This is a genomic window from Superficieibacter electus, from assembly GCF_002915575.1.
Classification (GTDB): domain Bacteria; phylum Pseudomonadota; class Gammaproteobacteria; order Enterobacterales; family Enterobacteriaceae; genus Superficieibacter; species Superficieibacter electus.
The window spans coordinates 135207-153441 of record NZ_PQGD01000005.1 but is presented as its reverse complement, the minus strand read 5'-3'; the positions used below and the strand labels follow the sequence as shown (position 1 = coordinate 153441).

At 51.3% G+C, this 18235-nt stretch carries 19 protein-coding genes; 11 read left to right on the top strand and 8 right to left on the bottom strand.

Going from position 1 to position 18235, the window contains the following annotated elements:
- Window positions 1-20 precede the first annotated feature (20 nt).
- Window positions 21-788 carry an SDR family oxidoreductase gene (locus tag CHU32_RS07520; RefSeq protein ID WP_103674896.1) on the bottom strand — a complete coding sequence of 256 codons (768 nt, stop codon included), beginning with the start codon at window positions 786-788 and terminating at the stop codon, window positions 21-23.
- A 322-nt stretch (window positions 789-1110) separates the two neighbouring features.
- On the opposite strand from CHU32_RS07520, the gene CHU32_RS07515 reads away from it, so the two are divergent.
- Window positions 1111-2364: an enolase C-terminal domain-like protein gene (locus CHU32_RS07515; RefSeq protein ID WP_103674895.1), complete on the top strand. Its 1254-nt coding sequence runs from the start codon at window positions 1111-1113 to the stop codon at window positions 2362-2364.
- 67 nt (window positions 2365-2431) lie between these two features.
- Here CHU32_RS07515 and CHU32_RS07510 read toward each other — a convergent pair whose 3' ends face one another.
- Complete coding sequence (locus CHU32_RS07510) at window positions 2432-2809, bottom strand: winged helix-turn-helix transcriptional regulator (RefSeq protein ID WP_103674894.1); 378 nt, start codon at window positions 2807-2809, stop codon at window positions 2432-2434.
- A 206-nt stretch (window positions 2810-3015) separates the two neighbouring features.
- Between CHU32_RS07510 and CHU32_RS07505 the strand changes: the two genes are divergently transcribed.
- Together CHU32_RS07505 and CHU32_RS07500 are read left to right on the top strand one after the other, a co-directional pair.
- Complete coding sequence (locus CHU32_RS07505) at window positions 3016-3426, top strand: MoaF-related domain-containing protein (protein ID WP_103674893.1); 411 nt, start codon at window positions 3016-3018, stop codon at window positions 3424-3426.
- A gap of 14 nt (window positions 3427-3440) precedes the next feature.
- The gene (locus CHU32_RS07500; RefSeq protein ID WP_103674892.1) at window positions 3441-3869 is read left to right on the top strand and encodes a DoxX family protein; all 429 of its coding nucleotides are present in this window, start codon (window positions 3441-3443) and stop codon (window positions 3867-3869) included.
- A 152-nt stretch (window positions 3870-4021) separates the two neighbouring features.
- Here CHU32_RS07500 and thiI read toward each other — a convergent pair whose 3' ends face one another.
- Window positions 4022-5470 (bottom strand): tRNA uracil 4-sulfurtransferase ThiI, encoded by a 1449-nt coding sequence (thiI, locus tag CHU32_RS07495; protein ID WP_103674891.1) that lies wholly within the window; start codon window positions 5468-5470, stop codon window positions 4022-4024.
- A gap of 209 nt (window positions 5471-5679) precedes the next feature.
- Here thiI and xseB point away from each other — a divergent pair, with 209 nt between their 5' ends.
- From xseB to CHU32_RS07475, 4 genes are read left to right on the top strand one after another with little or no spacing between them, the layout of a single operon-like run.
- Window positions 5680-5922, top strand: a complete 243-nt coding sequence (gene xseB / locus CHU32_RS07490) for an exodeoxyribonuclease VII small subunit (RefSeq protein WP_103674890.1) — start codon at window positions 5680-5682, stop codon at window positions 5920-5922.
- A complete protein-coding gene (ispA, locus tag CHU32_RS07485; RefSeq protein WP_103674889.1) occupies window positions 5923-6822 on the top strand; it encodes a (2E,6E)-farnesyl diphosphate synthase in 900 nt (299 codons plus the stop codon).
- A gap of 23 nt (window positions 6823-6845) precedes the next feature.
- A complete protein-coding gene (dxs, locus tag CHU32_RS07480; protein WP_103674888.1) occupies window positions 6846-8708 on the top strand; it encodes a 1-deoxy-D-xylulose-5-phosphate synthase in 1863 nt (620 codons plus the stop codon).
- 55 nt (window positions 8709-8763) lie between these two features.
- Window positions 8764-9738, top strand: a complete 975-nt coding sequence (locus CHU32_RS07475; RefSeq protein WP_103674887.1) for an aldo/keto reductase — start codon at window positions 8764-8766, stop codon at window positions 9736-9738.
- A gap of 312 nt (window positions 9739-10050) precedes the next feature.
- Here CHU32_RS07475 and thiL read toward each other — a convergent pair whose 3' ends face one another.
- The 5 genes from thiL to nrdR all read right to left on the bottom strand — a co-directional run bounded on the left by thiL (window position 10051) and on the right by nrdR (window position 13649).
- Window positions 10051-11022 (bottom strand): thiamine-phosphate kinase, encoded by a 972-nt coding sequence (thiL, locus tag CHU32_RS07470; protein WP_103674886.1) that lies wholly within the window; start codon window positions 11020-11022, stop codon window positions 10051-10053.
- 74 nt (window positions 11023-11096) lie between these two features.
- Window positions 11097-11516 carry a transcription antitermination factor NusB gene (gene nusB / locus CHU32_RS07465; RefSeq protein WP_103674885.1) on the bottom strand — a complete coding sequence of 140 codons (420 nt, stop codon included), beginning with the start codon at window positions 11514-11516 and terminating at the stop codon, window positions 11097-11099.
- Between the two features lie 19 nt (window positions 11517-11535).
- Complete coding sequence (gene ribH, locus CHU32_RS07460) at window positions 11536-12006, bottom strand: 6,7-dimethyl-8-ribityllumazine synthase (RefSeq protein ID WP_103674884.1); 471 nt, start codon at window positions 12004-12006, stop codon at window positions 11536-11538.
- A gap of 85 nt (window positions 12007-12091) precedes the next feature.
- Window positions 12092-13195, bottom strand: a complete 1104-nt coding sequence (gene ribD, locus CHU32_RS07455) for a bifunctional diaminohydroxyphosphoribosylaminopyrimidine deaminase/5-amino-6-(5-phosphoribosylamino)uracil reductase RibD (protein WP_103674883.1) — start codon at window positions 13193-13195, stop codon at window positions 12092-12094.
- Window positions 13196-13199: 4 nt separating this feature from the next.
- On the bottom strand, window positions 13200-13649 hold the full coding sequence (gene nrdR, locus CHU32_RS07450) for a transcriptional regulator NrdR (protein ID WP_103674882.1): 450 nt from the start codon (window positions 13647-13649) through the stop codon (window positions 13200-13202).
- A gap of 154 nt (window positions 13650-13803) precedes the next feature.
- On the opposite strand from nrdR, the gene CHU32_RS07445 reads away from it, so the two are divergent.
- The 4 genes from CHU32_RS07445 (at window position 13804) to CHU32_RS07430 (ending at window position 18214) form a co-directional block, all read left to right on the top strand.
- Window positions 13804-14346: a SadB/YajI family lipoprotein gene (locus CHU32_RS07445; RefSeq protein WP_103674881.1), complete on the top strand. Its 543-nt coding sequence runs from the start codon at window positions 13804-13806 to the stop codon at window positions 14344-14346.
- Window positions 14347-14733: 387 nt separating this feature from the next.
- Window positions 14734-15588, top strand: a complete 855-nt coding sequence (locus CHU32_RS07440) for a nucleoside-specific channel-forming protein Tsx (protein ID WP_103675054.1) — start codon at window positions 14734-14736, stop codon at window positions 15586-15588.
- A 333-nt stretch (window positions 15589-15921) separates the two neighbouring features.
- Window positions 15922-16947 (top strand): LacI family DNA-binding transcriptional regulator, encoded by a 1026-nt coding sequence (locus CHU32_RS07435; RefSeq protein ID WP_103674880.1) that lies wholly within the window; start codon window positions 15922-15924, stop codon window positions 16945-16947.
- 16 nt (window positions 16948-16963) lie between these two features.
- The gene (locus CHU32_RS07430; protein ID WP_103674879.1) at window positions 16964-18214 is read left to right on the top strand and encodes an ABC transporter substrate-binding protein; all 1251 of its coding nucleotides are present in this window, start codon (window positions 16964-16966) and stop codon (window positions 18212-18214) included.
- Window positions 18215-18235: the final 21 nt, after the last annotated feature.

Below are 18235 nucleotides of genomic sequence, written 5' to 3'. Positions count from 1 at the left end.
TTATGGCAATAAGGAAATGATTACAGGACTGCCAGCCAGCCGCCATCAACGTAGATTATTTGGCCATTGATATAGTTCGAGGCTTTGGAGGACAAAAATACTGCTGTGCCAATGAGTTCATCAGGATGTCCCCAGCGCTGTGACGGATTACTATTTTTCACCCAGCTGTCAAACTGTTTATCTTCAATTAGCGCGGTGTTCATATCTGTTAATATGTAACCGGGACCAATGGCATTAGTCTGAATATTAAACTGTGCCCATTCTGCTGCCATAGAGCAGGTCAGCATTTTAATCCCACCTTTCGCTGCGGTGTAAGGTGCAACAGTCGGTCTGGCAGCCTGGCTGGTTAATGAGCCGATATTAATAATCTTTCCACCTGTATTACGCGCAATCATCCGCTTCGCCGCCGCGCGTGAAACAAGAAACGCGCTGGTCAAATTAGTATCAATCACTTTTTGCCAGTTTGCCAATTCAAGTTCAACCATGGGTTTACGATACTGAATACCAGCATTGTTTATAAGAATATCAACAGCGATATTTTGTTCATCAAGTGAGGCGAACGCGGCTTCAATAGCATTTTCATCAGTAACATCAAAAGCCACACCGTGAGCGCGATACCCTTTGGCTGTCAGTTTTGCCACCGATTCTTCAAGCAAGGTATCCCGAATGTCATTCAGAACGACCTGTGCGCCCGCTGCTGCCAATCCCTCAGCGTAAGAAAAGCCCAGTCCACGAGCGGATCCTGTCACCAGTGCAGTCTTCCCGGTTAAATCAAATAAGGTGGTCATGTTTTTCTCCTGATAAATTTGTATGACGACTACCTTATTTGAGAGTGAGTTTTTGTTTACCTAAAATCAACCATCAACGATAATTTTTGCAATACGGATCACGAAACGGCCTATAAATTGTTTCGCAATATAACTCAATTTATTGATATATATGATATTAATTTTATCACAAATGCATTTTATGATCGTCGTCACAAAACGAGATTTGTACATCCATACCCTGTAAAAAGCATGATATAACTCAACTAAGTTGTAGGACGACTTACAAATTTAGAGTATTTCTCTCTCTGCATCCGGTTGGTTTTCTTATTAAGGAGTTAACGTGAGTAGCCTCAAAATCACTAATGTGAAAACAATCCTGACCGCCCCTGGCGGTATTGATTTGGCCGTGGTAAAAGTTGAAACCAATGAACCGGGTCTGTATGGGCTGGGGTGTGCGACTTTTACACAACGCATTTTTGCTGTGAAGAGCGCCATTGATGATTACATGGCCCCTTTTTTACTGGGCAAAGATCCTACCCGTATTGAAGATATCTGGCAGTCCGCTGCTGTAAGTGGTTACTGGCGCAATGGACCAATTATGAATAACGCCCTTTCTGGTATTGATATGGCGCTATGGGATATCAAAGGTAAAAGAGCGGGCATGCCCGTTTACGAACTGCTGGGGGGGAAATGCCGTGATGCAATCCCTCTTTATTGTCATACCGATGGGAGCGATGAATTTGAGGTAGAAGACAATATTCGTGCCCGTATGGAAGAAGGTTATCAGCATGTGCGCTGCCAAATGGGTATGTATGGCGGAGCAGGGACGGATGATTTAAAGCTGATCGCCACTCAGCTTGCAAAGGCGAAAAATATCCAGCCTAAACGCTCTCCACGTCATCAAACGGCGGGTATATATTTCGATCCTGATGCGTATGCCAAAAGCGTACCTCGTTTGTTCGAACATTTGCGTAATAAACTGGGTTTCGGTATTGAGTTTATTCACGATGTACATGAACGTGTCACGCCTGTAACCGCCATTCACCTTGCTAAGGCACTTGAGGAGTATCAGCTTTTTTATCTTGAAGATCCGGTTGCGCCAGAAAATATTGGCTGGCTGAATATGCTGCGCCAGCAGTCTTCCACGCCGGTCTCAATGGGAGAATTGTTCGTAAATATTAACGAATGGAAGCCATTGATCGACAATAAACTTATCGACTATATCCGTTGCCATGTCAGCACCATAGGCGGCATTACACCGGCAAAAAAATTAGCTGTATACAGCGAGCTGAATGGCGTTCGTACTGCATGGCATGGGCCGGGTGATATCTCTCCGGTTGGCGTTTGCGCCAATATGCATCTTGACTTAAGCTCTTCCAACTTTGGCATTCAGGAATACACCCCGATGAACGACGCGCTTCGCGACGTTTTCTCTGGTTGTCCTGAAATTGAACGCGGTTATGCTTATGTTAATGATAAACCGGGACTGGGTATGGATATTAACGAAGCAGAAGCGGCAAAATACCCGTGTGAAGGCGGTATTCCTTCCTGGACACTGGCCCGAACCCCCGATGGTACGGCATCCAGACCCTGAGTCAGCACATTTATCTTTTTTTGTCGTCGTCAGACTCTATGCTGATGACGGCAGCATTGCAGGAGTTTTACGCTGTGTTAGCCGCATCATAAGCTGCCTGAGCCGCCTGCACAGCATCCATGTTCCTTTCCACCCAATGGGCAAGCACCGTAACAGTATCGGTCAGTGTCCTTCCCAACGATGTCAGGTTATATTCTACCGTGACCGGCACAGTGGCAAAAATCTGCCGCGATATTAAGCCGTCTCTTTCCAGCTTGCGTAATGTCTGCGTCAGTACCTTCTGTGAAATCCCACGAATATCGCGCCGCAGATGGTTAAAACGCATCGGTCCATTCTCCAGTCGTCCAAGCACCAGCAAAGCCCATTTGTCCGCCAGCCTCGCCAGCACATCACGGGTAGGGTAACGATCGTCGTAAATGTTCCAGGGCAATTGCTTTTCATTCATAACGTACCTCACCAGTCAGGTTACCTTGAGGAAACGTAGTGACCTCAGAGTGCCTTCTTCAATAGCTAAAGGATCATGTGTATAAATCTGATCGGGTTCTTAACTCGAATTATGACGTGCATATTTGATACCTGGGAACTCAAAATAGCAAAGTCTCTGGCGGCAACGTCAAAATATGGCATAGACATGGCAAAAAAGGACATAACATGCTGAGCAAAAAACTTATCACACTAATAATAACGGTCATTATTGGGAGTACAAGCCAGGCACTGGCTCAGGAAGACAAATTACATGAGGTTCCTCAGGCGACTGATAATGAATTTTCTCCCACAGGAAAATCTTACAACGTGGATTTTGGCGATCAAAAATTTCGCCTTGATTTTACCTCATCCAGGGAAATGCGCTTTACATCTCCGGATGGTAAAAATACCGCCACTGTACCGATTAGCGTAACGCCCATCAGCAATGACGTGTATATGATCTACTGGTCACGTCGAGCTGGCCAACACGTAGTACACGTTGATGATTTTCGCCATGGTGTTGCATACACTAATATCTTTCTTCCCGATGGTTCAGCTTCTCGTCGCAAAGGTACGCTGACCGAAATAAAAAAATAAACAGAGAACAAACGATGTTAAATAAATTTAATGATGCTTTTACACGTTTTACCGATCACCCTGATTTTGGACGGCTATTACTAAGATTAACGTTCGGGGTATTAGTGATCTTCCATGGTATCGCTAAGGTCAACCACGGTGTGGACTGGATTTCCAGCATCCTTGAATCCAAGGGGCTACCCGGCTTCATTGCTTATGGGGTATTCATTGGGGAGATTATCGCCCCTCTACTAATCATTGTAGGGTGGTTTACCCGTCCGGCCGCCCTTATCTATGCCTTTAATATCCTTGTCGCCACACTATTAGTGGGGACGGATAAAATTTTCAGCATTACCAAAGTGGGTGCCTGGGGTCTGGAAAATGAAGCGCTCTTTTTCCTTGGCGCGCTTTGCATCATGTTTCTGGGCGCAGGGAGATACCGTCTGCCTTTCAAGAATAACTAACGTAAATTAACCAAGCATAAGAACATGAGTATTGTCGCTATTTATTATGCAGGATACGGCCACACATAATGATTTCAGTAACAGTTGATGCCCTGTTTTACTCATGGTAAGGGATAACTTCCCGGATAGTGATCCTATCCGGGAATATTTTGTTATGGCCGATACACCTTCACATTCTTAAAGCCCTGCTCGCGCAGGTACAGCGCCTGCAACCGGCTCATTACACCGCGCTCGCACCACAGCAGCCAGGTTTTGCTCTGATCAAGATCGCCGAATTTAGTGCTCAGCTTGTAGAACGGTAAACAAACCACGTCGATCCCTTCTACTTTCAGCGGCTTATCGTCCTGCTCATCCACAGAACGGATATCCAGAATCACATCATTTGGGCTGAAGCCGCTGACAGTCTCAACCTCCACAACCTCCTGCTCCGTCTGGGCCGCGATATCGCGAATGTCGACGTTGCTGGCTTCCTCAACTACCCGGTCAAGGATACTGAAGTCAAAATGCGCTTCTTCCTCCTCGATTTTCGCTTTCACCGCTTTCACGGTCGGGCTTTTCGAGATCACGCCGCAGTATTCCGGCATGGTGCGGGCAAAGTCTTCGGTACCGATTTTACGCGCCAGATCGATGATGTGCTCTTTATCGTGTGAAATCAGCGGACGCAGGATCAGCGTATCGGAGACATTGTCGATTAAACGCAGGTTGGTCAGCGTCTGGCTGGAAACCTGGCCGAGCGCCTCACCCGTGACCAGCGCCTGCACGCCATAGCGTTCTGCAACTTTAGAGGCGGCGCGGATCATCATACGCTTGAGTACTACGCCCATCTGGCCGTCATCGACTTTTTCGAGGATTTCACCCACTACCGGCTCAAAGTTAATCGCCACAAAACGCACGCGATGTGAGCTGCCGAAGCGGTTCCACAGATAATGCGCCACCTGACGTACGCCGATTTCATGCGCCGCACCGCCGAGGTTGAAGAAGCAGTAGTGGACACGGCAACCGCGACGCATCAGCATATAGCTGGAAACCCCGGAGTCGAAACCGCCGGAGATCAGCGACATCACGTCTTCCTGCGTACCAATCGGATAACCGCCGATCCCCTCTATGCGGTTGTTCACCAGCAGCAGGCGATCGTTTTCGATTTCGAGATTCACGGTGACGTCTGGCTTTGTCAGCTTCACCCGCACGGATTCAATATGCTGATTCAGACCGCCGCCGACGTAGCGTTCGACCTCAATAGAGCTAAACTCATGGGTGCCACGGCGCTTAACGCGCACGCAGAAGGTTTTGCCTTCCAGCCGCTCGCGATACAGCGCCAGGGCTTTTTCAAAGATGTCATGTACTGAAGTAAAGGGAACATCCTCGACTTCCAGCACATGATGAATACCCGGGATACGGGTCAGCGCATCGCGGATCGCAGGACTATGGTTTTCGTCTTTAGCACGAACTTCAATATGATCCCAGTGACGAACGATGGCAAGATCGTCTTTCCAGGACTTCAAAACGTTACGAATGTTACCGGTTAAAATTTTAGTAAAGCGCAAACGCACAGATTGGCTTTTGATAGTGATTTCCGGGAACAATTTAATGATAAACTTCATGGCGGCAATGGTTCTTTGGCAAGTCTTAAGCGACTTGTAGTGGAAAATAGTACAGCAGCCCATACCTGCGGCTGCATCCAGGCGCGCCAGTATACCACCATCGCGGTCATTCTGCGCATCTGCCCTTACCATTGCGCGTTATTTGCTAATCACTCCGGGTCCGTTACCATAAACCCTGAGCTGAAATTACTGAGAGTCAGACATTTACTATGCCAAAGAAAAACGAAGCACCTGCCAGTTTTGAAAGCGCGCTGAGCGAACTGGAGCAAATCGTCACTCGTCTGGAAAGCGGAGATCTGCCGCTGGAGCAGGCGCTCAATGAATTCGAACAGGGCGTACAGCTGGCGCGTCAGGGTCAGAAAAAGCTGCAACAGGCTGAGCAGCGGGTGCAAATCCTGCTGGCAGACAGCGAAGATGCTCCGCTTACCCCTTTCACCCCGGACGCCGAGTAAATGGATTTCATCCAACAGCTGCAAGTTTGCGTTGAGCGGGCGAACGGCGCGCTGCGCCGGTTTATCGAGCCACAGCCGTTTCAGAACACTCCGCTGGTCGAGGCGATGCACTATGGTGCATTGTTAGGTGGTAAACGCCTGCGGCCTTTTCTGGTGTACGCCACCGGTGAGATGTTTAATATCAGCCCGCAGACGCTGGACGCACCGGCCGCCGCGATTGAGTGTATTCACGCCTATTCGCTAATCCATGACGATCTGCCAGCGATGGATGATGACGATCTGCGTCGCGGTCAGCCGACCTGCCATATTAAATTTGGTGAAGCGAGCGCGATCCTCGCGGGCGATGCCTTACAAACGCTGGCGTTTTCGATTCTGAGCAGCGCACCGATGCCGGACGTCAGCGACCGCGATCGTCTGGCGATGGTCGCGGAGCTGGCACAGGCCAGCGGCGTCGCGGGCATGTGCGGCGGACAAGCGCTGGACCTCGAAGCAGAAGGTCAGCACGTCGATCTGGCGGCGCTTGAACGTATCCATCGTCACAAAACCGGCGCGTTGATCCGGGCCGCTGTTCGCCTGGGTGCGCTCAGCGCCGGCGAGCGAGGACGTGACGCACTGCCCATTCTTGATACATATGCAGAATCTATCGGTCTGGCCTTCCAGGTTCAGGATGACATTCTGGACGTGGTGGGCGATACTGCGACATTAGGGAAACGCCAGGGTGCCGATCAGCAGCTTGGCAAAAGTACCTACCCCGCACTTTTGGGCCTTGAGCAAGCCCGCAATAAAGCCCGGGATCTGATTGACGACGCCCGCCAGTCTCTCAGTCAGCTGGCCGCACAGTCTCTTGATATCTCCGCACTGGAAGCACTGGCGAATTATATAATCCAGCGTGATAAATAAACAAAACACCGCGATGAGTCTCTATGAGTTTTGATATAGCCAAATACCCGACCCTGGCGCTGGTCGACTCCACCCAGGAGTTACGCCTTTTGCCGAAAGAGAGCCTGCCGAAGCTGTGCGATGAGCTGCGTCGCTACCTGCTCGACAGCGTGAGCCGTTCCAGCGGTCACTTCGCCTCCGGGCTTGGCACGGTTGAACTTACCGTAGCGCTGCACTATGTCTATAACACGCCGTTCGACCAGTTAATCTGGGACGTGGGCCACCAGGCCTACCCGCATAAAATCCTGACCGGCCGTCGTGATAAGATCGACACCATCCGCCAGAAGGATGGGCTTCATCCTTTCCCGTGGCGCGGTGAAAGTGAATATGACGTATTGAGCGTTGGTCACTCTTCCACCTCAATCAGCGCCGGGATTGGTATTGCGATTGCGGCAGAAAAAGAAGATAAACAGCGGCGCACGGTTTGCGTAATCGGCGACGGCGCGATCACCGCTGGCATGGCGTTTGAAGCGATGAACCACGCGGGTGATATCCGCCCGGATATGCTGGTAATCCTTAACGACAATGAAATGTCGATTTCGGAAAACGTCGGCGCGCTAAATAACCATCTGGCGAAAATTCTCTCCGGCAAGCTCTATTCCTCGCTGCGTGAAGGTGGCAAGAAAGTCTTCTCCGGCGTGCCGCCGATCAAAGAACTGCTCAAGCGCACCGAAGAACATATTAAAGGTATGGTGGTGCCGGGCACGCTGTTTGAAGAGCTGGGCTTTAATTATATCGGCCCGGTTGATGGTCACGACGTACTGAGTCTGGTGAGTACGCTGAAGAATATGCGCGGCCTGAAAGGCCCGCAGTTCCTGCACATTATGACCAAAAAAGGCCGTGGCTATGAGCCAGCCGAAAAAGATCCGATTACCTTCCATGCGGTGCCGAAGTTCGATCATACCAGCGGCGTATTGCCGAAAAGCAGCGGCGGATTGCCCTCGTACTCAAAAATATTTGGTGACTGGTTATGTGAAACTGCCGCCATGGACGACAAGCTGATGGCAGTTACGCCAGCGATGCGTGAAGGCTCCGGCATGGTTGAGTTCTCACGCAAATTCCCCGACCGCTATTTTGACGTCGCCATTGCTGAGCAGCACGCGGTTACCTTTGCCGCCGGGCTGGCGATTGGCGGCTATAAACCGATCGTCGCGATCTACTCGACGTTCTTGCAGCGTGCTTACGATCAGGTGATCCACGATGTCGCCATTCAGAAATTGCCGGTACTGTTCGCCATCGATCGCGCAGGGATTGTCGGCGCTGACGGTCAGACTCATCAGGGCGCATTCGATCTCTCGTTCCTGCGCTGCATTCCCGATATGCTGATTATGACGCCGAGCGATGAAAACGAATGCCGGCAGATGCTGCATACCGGCTACCACTATAATGACGGGCCAAGTGCGGTTCGTTATCCGCGCGGTTCAGGTACTGGCGCAGCACTGGAGCCGCTTCAGATGCTGCCGATCGGTAAGGGCGTGGTAAAACGCCAGGGCGAGAAAGTGGCTATTCTGAATTTTGGTACGCTGCTGGCGGACGCCGCACAGGTCGCCGAGTCGCTAAACGCGACGCTGGTGGATATGCGTTTTGTGAAGCCGCTTGATGAATCGCTGATCCTGCAACTGGCAGAACAACATGACGTACTGGTGACGCTGGAAGAGAATGCGATCATGGGTGGTGCAGGTAGCGGCGTAAATGAAGTTCTGATGGCGCAACGCAAAGTGGTGCCAGTGCTGAACCTCGGCCTGCCGGATTTCTTTATCCCGCAGGGCACGCAGGAAGAAGCCCGCGCGGCAATTGGCCTGGATGCGACAGGAATTGAAACGAAAATCCGCCACTGGCTCGCATAACTCCTCCCCCCACTCCTGCTATGCTTAATCGTACCCTTATAGCAGGAGTGGAACCATGCAATACAACATGTTAGGAAAAACAGACCTCAGGGTTTCCCGCCTTTGCCTCGGCTGTATGACCTTCGGCGAACCGGATCGCGGCAAGCATGCCTGGACTTTGCCGGAAGAGAGTAGCCGTCCAATTATTCAACGTGCGCTGGAAGGCGGCATTAACTTTTTCGACACGGCGAACAGCTATTCTGACGGCAGTAGCGAAGAGATCGTTGGTCGTGCGCTGCGTGATTTTGCGCGCCGTGAAGAGGTGGTGGTCGCCACCAAAGTGTATCACCAGGTTGGCGATCTGGCAGAAGGCCTGTCCCGCGCGCAGATCCTGCGCTCGATAGATGACAGCCTGCGCCGTCTGAATATGGATTACGTTGATTTACTGCAAATCCACCGTTGGGATTACAACACGCCTATTGAAGAGACGCTGGAAGCGCTTAACGATGTCGTCAAAGCCGGTAAGGCACGCTACATCGGCGCTTCTTCCATGCATGCCGCGCAGTTCGCTGACGCGCTGGCGCTGCAAAAACAACACGGCTGGGCACCGTTCGTCACCATGCAGGATCACTACAATCTTATTTACCGTGAAGAGGAACGCGAGATGCTGCCGCTGTGCTATCAGCAAGGGGTGGCAGTGATCCCATGGAGTCCGCTGGCGCGCGGTCGTCTGACCCGCCCGTGGGGCGAAACCACCGCCCGCTCGGTCTCTGATGAATTTGGCAGCACGCTGTATAACACTACGGAAGATAATGACGCGCAGATCGCTGAACGTCTGACCGGCGTCGCAGAAGAAACCGGCGCGACGCGGGCGCAGGTAGCGCTGGCGTGGCTGCTCAGCAAACCCGGCATTGCCGCACCGATTATCGGCAGCTCACGGCAGGAGCAGCTTGATGAACTGTTACAGGCGGTGGATCTGACGCTGACCCCCGAACAGATCGCCGAGCTTGAAACGCCGTATCAGCAGCATCCGGTGGTGGGGTTTAAATAATCATCCTGCGGAGCAGGAGCAGACTGCTGACAAACGTTATACCGTGGAACGATGCCTGGCGGCGCTTCGCTTGCACAGGCCTACAGATTACGCATAACTTATTGATGTTAATGGTTTTTCGTAGGCCGGGTAAGGCGAAGCCGCCACCCGGCAAAACTACGCTAAAGCTCCCGCTGTGGTTCTGCCCGGTGGCGCTGCGCTTACCGGGCCTACAGAGTATGTGTAACGCTTTGATTTGCGTATTTGTAGGCCGGGCAAGGCGAAGCATAATGCATTGATATTAAATATATTGTCGCCGATTAACAATGCGCATTACGCGAAATGATCGTACCCTTTCCAGTCAAAAACAACCGGTTGGCCATCGCGTAAAAACTGAACGCCCTCGCTTTCCGGCACCACCTGTCCAATGCAGGTAAAGGTCGCGCCCAGATGCTTCAGCGCCACGTCCAGTGCGCCGCGATTAAGCTCCGGCACAGTGAAGCAAAGTTCATAATCTTCCCCGCCGCCCAGCGCCCAGCGTAATGCCTGCTCGGGCTCGACATGGCGGAGAATCGGCGCGGAAAAAGGAAACGCATTGAGATCGAGACGCGCACCGCAGCCGCTGGCCTTCAGAATATGGCCCAGATCGGAAATCAGCCCATCAGACAGATCGATAGCCGAACTGGCGCGATCGCGCAACGCCTGACCGTGAAGCACGCGTGGCGTCGGGCGTAAATGCCGTTTCACCAGATACGCGGCATCAGCCTCGTCATCAACCTGCAGCCGGTCCTGTAAAATTGCCAGCCCGGCCGCGCTATCGCCTGGCGTACCGGTGACGTAAATCCAGTCGCCCGGCTTTGCGCCAGAACGTTTAAGAGCGCGGCCCAGCGGCACGTAGCCGTGGATACCCAGAGTCATTGACAGCGGACCACGAGTCGTATCACCGCCAATAAGCTGCATATCGTAATAATTAAGCTGCTCAAACAGACTGTCACTGAACGCTGCCAGCCACGATTCATTAACCTCCGGCAGGGTCAATGCCAGCGTTAACCACGCGGGATCGGCTCCCATTGCCGCCAGATCGCTGACGTTCACGGCCAGCGCTTTATACGCCAGATCGGCAGGATCAATATCAGGAAGAAAATGAATGCCGCTGACCAGAGTGTCGGTGCTGATTGCCAGGGTCTGTTTTTCAGGAATATTAAGCAGCGCGCAGTCGTCGCCAATACCGGTCTCTACATCCAGACGGGAACTTCTTACGCGGTCAAAATAACGGGCAATCAGGGAGAATTCGCCACATGCCATACGTTATGCCTCAGCTGTAACAAATAAAAAGGCCGGCGGCAGAGCGAGACCGCCCTGCCCTTCCGGCCTGGAGATTACTTTTTGCGGGGACGGATCGCCGGGGCTGCTTTATCCAGCACGCCGTTTACGAATTTATGGCTGTCTTCGGCACCAAAGGTTTTTGCCAGTTCGATGGCTTCGTTGATGGCAACTTTATACGGCACATCATCACGTTTAGACAGCTCGAACAGCGCGATACGCAGTACGGCTTTCTCAACCTGACCCAGCTCTTCAAGCAGGCGGGACAGGTACGGCTTCATCAGGCCGTCGAGATATGCGCTGTTAGTCGCCACCCCGGAGAGCAGTTCGCGGAAATACACGATGTCGACATCTTTGACATCCTGTTCCGCCAGGAACTGGTATTCAACATCAGCGATGTCGTTCTGGGACAACTGCCAGGAGTAAAGCGCCTGGACGGCACACTCACGGGCGCGGCGACGAGCAGCAGGTTTCACGGAATTCCCCTTACAAAAATCAGGCCTTGATGGCTTTCAATACATTAATCATTTCGAGCGCGGTCAGTGCAGCTTCTGCACCTTTATTACCCGCTTTGGTCCCCGCGCGTTCGATGGCTTGTTCAATACTTTCAGTGGTGAGAACGCCAAACGCAACCGGGATTTCGCTCTCCTGAGCGACATGTGCCAGACCGTTGCTTGCGCCACCCGCCACATATTCAAAGTGGGCAGTACCGCCACGGATCACCGTGCCAAGCGCCACGACCGCATCATATTTGCCGGTTTTCGCCAGCGCGCCTGCCGCCAGCGGCAGCTCATAGGCACCAGGGACCCAGACAACGGTGATGTTTTCGTCTTTCACCTGACCAATACGCTTGAGGGCGTCAACCGCGCCGTCGAGCAGACTGTCGTTGATGAAATTGTTAAAACGCGCAATGGTGATGGCGACGCGAGCGTCCGGGGCAGCAACGTTAGCTTCAATAATGTTCATACTCTTCCTATGGGTTCATTTGGCCCCGCAGGGGGGCGGATTTTATCATAATAATTCGGGCGCTGCTTCTCTTTTACCGCAGGCGCTACAGGTTGGTCAGATGCAGACAAATATCCGGACCAACCTGACGTATCTCATTGAATTTAAATTGAGGTGCCGCCGAAAGCTGTTCGAGGCCCGGCAAAACGCACAGGCCACGAGCATCATTGCCCAGCAGTTTCGGCGCAAGATAAACCACCAGCTCATCGACCAGCCCTGCCTGAAGCAACGCGCCGGCAAGCGTTGCACCCGCTTCCACCCAGACGCTGTTAATCTGCTCACGGCCCAGTTGCATCAGCAGCACAACCAGATCCACATGGCCGTTATGGGCAGGAATTTTTAACGATCTGACGCCCTCAGGCCATTCACGCGTGTCGTCCTGCGTGCGGGCAAACCAGGTTTCTCCCGCCTGCTGCACGATACGATGCGCTGGCGTCACCCGATTCTGGCTGTCCACCACAATCCGGATCGGCTGGCGCAATGCGTCCTGGGGATATAACGCCTGGGTAGCCGATGACAGTTCGTCCCAGCGCACGTTTAGCTGCGGATCGTCCGCCAGCACCGTCGCGCTGCTGGTGAGGATAGCGTGACTTTGCGCGCGCAGGCGCTGTACATCGCGTCGCGCTTGCGGCGAGGTGATCCACTGACTCTCGCCACTGGCCATCGCGGTACGCCCGTCAAGCGATGCCCCCAACTTAAGCTGCAAGTAAGGGAAACCGGTGCGCATCCGCTTGAGGAAGCCTTTATTTAACGCCTCGGCTTCGTTCATCATCAGCCCGTGACTGACCTCAATGCCTTCCTGTTTCAGGCGATACAGCCCGCGTCCGGCAACCTGTGGGTTAGGGTCCTGCATGGCGGCCACTACGCGCGTTACGCCTGCGGCGATCAGTGCTTCGCAGCACGGCGGCGTGCGACCGTGATGGCTACACGGCTCCAGGGTGACATAGGCGGTTGCACCGCGGGCATGCTCACCAGCCATTCTCAGCGCATGAACTTCTGCATGCGGCTCGCCAGCGCGACGATGGTAGCCCTCGCCGACAATCCGGCCCTCTTTCACAATGACACAACCCACGTTAGGGTTGGGATGAGTCGTAAAACGACCGCGCTGCGCCAGCTTCAGCGCTCGCGCCATAAATACTTCATCCTGCATGAGGTTAATCCTGTAAGCGGGCGATCTCTTCGCCGAACTCTTTAATGTCTTCAAAGCTGCGATAAACAGAGGCAAAACGGATATAAGCGACTTTATCGAGTTTTTTGAGTTGTTCCATCACCAGATTGCCAATCATCTTACTCGGCACTTCACGTTCACCCGTTGCCCGTAACTGCGATTTGATGTGATTGAGCGCCATTTCAACGTCATCAGCGCTCACCGGACGTTTTTCCAGCGCCCGCAGGATGCCATTGCGCAACTTGTCTTCATTAAAAGGTTCACGCACGTCGTTACTTTTTACCACGCGCGGCATAACCAGTTCCGCCACTTCAAAGGTGGTAAAACGCTCATTACACACCAGGCACTGTCGCCGACGGCGCACGGAAGACCCTTCACCCACCAGACGGGAATCGATGACTTTGGTATCTACGGCTAAACAGAATGGGCAGTGCATATCGCGTCCTGACGAGTGGTTAATATGACCTATAGTTTACCCTGAACTGGCAGGACTACAAAGGAAGAGCTTTTTGAGACTATGGATCGATGGCAGATGCGTCGTTATCCTCTACCATAATGACAATAATCGCCTTTTTGAAGGAACCGCCGTTATGACAAGACGTTATTTAAAGGTTTTCGCGCTGGGAAGCCTGTTTGCTCTGACCGCCTGTGCCCCGCAAAGTGAAGTTCGCCAGCTACATCAGAGCGTCAGCACGCTCAATAAAGAGATGACGCAGTTAAATCAGGAAACGGTAAAAATCACCCAGCAGAATGCCCTGAATAAGAAATCTGCCAGCGGTGTCTATTTATTGCCGGGGGCAAATACCCCTGCCCGACTAAACAGTCAGATCGGTATGCTGCGCATGTCGCTGGCAAATATCGCACCCAATGCCGACGGCACGCGGTTAACACTGCGCATTCAGGGAGAATCAAATGATCCGTTACCGGCATTTAGCGGTACCGTTGAATGGGGACAAATCCAGGGCACCACGCAGGATTACCAGGAGGTTAACGTCCAGAACCAGCTCATCAATGCCCCGGCCAGCAGCCTGGCCCCCAGCGATGTCGACATTCCGCTACAGCTTAATGGCATCACGCCTGAGCAATTAGGTTTCATTCGAATCCATGATATTCAGCCCGCGCAACAGCCTTAACCTTAGTGTCTGAGCGAATGCCTCCCCCAATCCGGACGCGCCGGATTGGGCTGCCTGGTTCAGTCAGATTGCGATGGGCATCCTGACCCGCGTCACTGCTTCATCCCACCATCCCCTTTTCTGTTGCCCTCCCCTCGTTACCATCACTCATACTTATTAAAATCCGTTAAAGATTGGCAATAAGTCCGCCCATCAGTACAATCGCCGTCGTTAAAGTACGCAAACGTGAACGCAATCGATTACGCGTGTGACAGGAATGTGAAACAACACATATTTTTGTGAGCAATGATTCTTATAATAGGCACCACAGAAAATATGAAACATTTAGCAACGCGCAGTCATCTTTTTTCATTCCCGCGAGGGATTTTTTTAAACAGTGGCATAACTATGAAACATACAATTCTTGCAGCAGGCGCAGTGCTGGCGCTCTCTTCTGGCTTTACCGCCCAGGCAGCTGAAGCGGAAAAACCGCAGTTCCTTTCTGACTGGTGGCATCAGAGCGTCAACGTGGTCGGCAGCTATCACACCCGCTTTGGCCCGGCGTTACGTAACGACACCTATCTGGAATATGAAGCGTTCGCCAAAAAAGACTGGTTTGATTTTTACGGCTACGTGGATGCGCCACGCTTCTTCGGCGGTGACGGCGATTCACGCGGCATCTGGAACCACGGTTCGCCGCTGTTTACTGAAATCGAACCGCGTTTTTCCATTGATAAGCTGACCAACTCGGATCTGAGCTTTGGGCCGTTTAAAGAGTGGTACTTTGCCAACAACTATATCTACGATATGGGCCGCAATGAATCCGGTCGCCAGAGCACCTGGTATATGGGTCTGGGTACCGACGTTGAAACCGGTCTGCCGATTGGTCTGTCGCTGAACGTGTATGCCAAATATCAGTGGCAGAACTACGGTGCGTCAAACGAAAACGAGTGGGATGGCTACCGCTTCAAAGTGAAATATTTTGTGCCGATTACCGATGTCTGGGGCGGCCACCTGAGCTATATCGGTTTCACCAACTTTGACTGGGGTTCAGACCTGGGCGACGATCAGTACCGCACCAGCAACTCGATTGCCTCCAGCCATGTCCTGGCACTGAACTACGATCACTGGCACTACTCAGTAGTGGCGCGTTACTTCCATAACGGTGGCCAGTGGAACGATGGCGACCAGCCGGTATGGCAGGCAGAGCCGATCAAATCTAACGGCTTTGGCTGGTATCTGGTCGCAGGGTATAACTTCTAATCCTTCTGCTCTCTACAGTAAGTCGGCGATATTGTCGGCTTACCGTATAATTGTCATAAATGCGTCTCCATATCGTATTGAATGATTGAAGCCATCAATATTAAATTAAAAAAAATCTAAAAATAACCGACACACATTCATGCGAAATATATTTCGCGATTTATCATTAACCCTCAAAATATATTTTTAATTGTATTAATGCAATTCGCATCACGTTATTAATCATTCCGCAAGAATATTTGTGATCGTTTTCTCACTCTGTTTAAAACAGAATAGGAAAACGTTTTCCTTTTTTTATAATCTCGGCTATCACAGTCAGGCAGAGGCAATAACGTGGTGAAAAAAGCTGATAACAAAACACGTATTACTATTAGAGACATTGCCAACGCCGCGAATGTTAGTATAAGTACCGTCTCCAAAGTTATGAATGGGACCGGGTCCATTAGCCAACAGACCAAAGATAAAATTAAGCGTGTCATTAATGAAATGGATTATCGGCCCAGCGAACTGGCCCGCTCTCTGCATCAGAAAAAAACCTATACCATCGGTTTATTATCCAGCGACGGCTATGGTCGTTTCAGCCTGCCTATTTTAAAAGGCATAGAAAATGCGCTGGCAGAAGCACAGATATCCGTTTTCTTATGTAACGCCAGCGGCTCACCGCAAGAGTTTAAACGGCATATTGATTCTCTGTTAGCAAAACATGTTGACGGTATTATTGTTACCGCCGCGAAAACCGATAAGCGTGAGCCGCTACGGTTAAAAGATAATACACCCGTGGTGTATGCCTATACCGCTGTTGATGACGACAATGCAATGTGTGTATTACCAGACGATCGCGGCGCGGGTAAGCTGGCGTGTCAGCACTTAATCGAGCAGGGCTGCAAAAATATCGTGCACATCACCGGTCCTGAACATTTTTTAGCGGTGCAACAGCGTAGCGCCGGATGTCGGGAAGTGATGGAAGCGCAGAACATGCCTTGTTTTGCGGAACAGTATGGTAGCTGGAGTTCTGCGCATGGCTACGATGCTATGCGACTGCTCTTGTCTCAGGGCATCGACATTGACGGGGTGATTACCGGCAATGATCTGATCGGCCACGGCGTACTTCAGGCCTTATATGAACAGCATAAATCCGTTCCCAAAGACGTTGCGGTGGTCAGTTTCGATAACTGGCAGGTTATTACGGAGCTATGCCGCCCAACGTTAAGCAGTATTGATTTTCAGTTAAATGAATTAGGCCGCATTGCCGGTGAATGTTTAATAGAAAAAATTGATGGTCAGGACCGCAGGGGCAAAGTGATGGTTCCCTGCTACTTACAACCAGGAGAATCAAGCTGTCGATATTCTCAAGCGTAACAAATTAGGGGTTTTTATGATTTCTAAATTTGTCCACACAGCCGTTGCTGCGTGTATCATCTCTGCTTCGTTTAATGGTATTGCGCAGGCAAAAGAAACAATTACCTTCTGGGGACGTAGCGACCAGGCCTCCCTGGAAGTTATTGTCAATGAGTACAATAAAGCGCAGGACAAGGTCAACGTCCGTCTGAACATTGTTCCTAATTCCTCGCTCATGTCTAAATTAAGCTCCTCCATCGCCGCCGGTAATCCACCCGATCTGGTCGCCCTGGATATCGTTTATTTTCCCGAACTTAATCGCTCAGAACAGCTCGTCGATCTGACCGACAAAGTTGGCAAGATGGATTATATAAGCCAGTTTAGCGATACCTTAAAAGCTATTGGCAGCTATGAAGGACATATTTATGGCGTACCGTTTGCCGCTGAATCCTCCTTCCTCTATTACAATAAGAAACTGTTCCGTCAGGCCGGATTGGACCCGGAAAGGCCGCCAGAGACGCTACAGGAACTGCGTGACGACGCGGAAAAAATTACAAAAGTTGGCGAGGGATATTATGGTTTTGCCCTGCCTGGCGGATGCTCGGGCTGTCTGGCATTTACCTTTGTTCCCTATTTGTGGGCCAGCGGTGGGGATCTGGTTTCAGCTGATGGCAAAACGTCCGTCGTTGACTCGGCGCAGAACAAAAAAACGCTGACCTTCTTCCATAACAAGTATAAAGACGGATTAATCTCCCCCCTCTCACGTGCCGACTCAGCACTGAATGACTCATTCGCCTCCGGAAAAATTGGCATGGTTGGCTCAGGTGCCTTCACCTTTAAAGTCTTCAGAGATAACTATCCTGATATTGATTATGGCGTTGCGTATTTCCCTGGCGAGAAAAAGGGCGACTGGGCGTCCTTTTCTGGCGGCGATGCGTTTGCTATTCCGGTAGGCAGCAAGCATGAGAAAGAGGCCATTGATTTTATCAACTGGACCCTATCAAAAGAAACGCAGATCGAAGTGCTGGCAAAAAATGGCTTTATTCCTACACGGCAGGATGTCAGCGAAAATCCTTACAGCCAAAAAGACGCAAAATACCTTCTGGCAAGCAAAGCGCTGGCCAAAGGCCACGTTCCCTATTTAATTCCCTATAACGAAACGATTAACGCGCAAAATAGCCCGTTGCTGACATTGATTCAAAAATCAGTTTTTGAAGGTGATGTGGATAATGCGCTGAAAACAGCCGACCAGAAAATTAAACAAATTTTAAAAAGATCGGAACAGTGATTTATAGTTGAATCTTTATGA

Excerpts from the sequence above, each read along its gene's own strand:
- xseB (WP_103674890.1), top strand. The coding sequence starts at position 5,680 with ATGCCAAAGAAAAACGAAGCACCTGCCAGTTTTGAAAGCGCGCTGAGC.
- CHU32_RS07520 (WP_103674896.1), bottom strand. The coding sequence starts at position 788 with ATGACCACCTTATTTGATTTAACCGGGAAGACTGCACTGGTGACAGGA.
- ispA (WP_103674889.1), top strand. The coding sequence starts at position 5,923 with ATGGATTTCATCCAACAGCTGCAAGTTTGCGTTGAGCGGGCGAACGGC.
- CHU32_RS07500 (WP_103674892.1), top strand. The coding sequence starts at position 3,441 with ATGTTAAATAAATTTAATGATGCTTTTACACGTTTTACCGATCACCCT.
- thiI (WP_103674891.1), bottom strand. The coding sequence starts at position 5,470 with ATGAAGTTTATCATTAAATTGTTCCCGGAAATCACTATCAAAAGCCAA.
- ribD (WP_103674883.1), bottom strand. The coding sequence starts at position 13,195 with ATGCAGGATGAAGTATTTATGGCGCGAGCGCTGAAGCTGGCGCAGCGC.
- ribH (WP_103674884.1), bottom strand. The coding sequence starts at position 12,006 with ATGAACATTATTGAAGCTAACGTTGCTGCCCCGGACGCTCGCGTCGCC.
- nrdR (WP_103674882.1), bottom strand. The coding sequence starts at position 13,649 with ATGCACTGCCCATTCTGTTTAGCCGTAGATACCAAAGTCATCGATTCC.
- dxs (WP_103674888.1), top strand. The coding sequence starts at position 6,846 with ATGAGTTTTGATATAGCCAAATACCCGACCCTGGCGCTGGTCGACTCC.
- CHU32_RS07475 (WP_103674887.1), top strand. The coding sequence starts at position 8,764 with ATGCAATACAACATGTTAGGAAAAACAGACCTCAGGGTTTCCCGCCTT.
- CHU32_RS07430 (WP_103674879.1), top strand. The coding sequence starts at position 16,964 with ATGATTTCTAAATTTGTCCACACAGCCGTTGCTGCGTGTATCATCTCT.
- thiL (WP_103674886.1), bottom strand. The coding sequence starts at position 11,022 with ATGGCATGTGGCGAATTCTCCCTGATTGCCCGTTATTTTGACCGCGTA.
- CHU32_RS07445 (WP_103674881.1), top strand. The coding sequence starts at position 13,804 with ATGACAAGACGTTATTTAAAGGTTTTCGCGCTGGGAAGCCTGTTTGCT.
- CHU32_RS07510 (WP_103674894.1), bottom strand. The coding sequence starts at position 2,809 with ATGAATGAAAAGCAATTGCCCTGGAACATTTACGACGATCGTTACCCT.
- CHU32_RS07440 (WP_103675054.1), top strand. The coding sequence starts at position 14,734 with ATGAAACATACAATTCTTGCAGCAGGCGCAGTGCTGGCGCTCTCTTCT.
- CHU32_RS07505 (WP_103674893.1), top strand. The coding sequence starts at position 3,016 with ATGCTGAGCAAAAAACTTATCACACTAATAATAACGGTCATTATTGGG.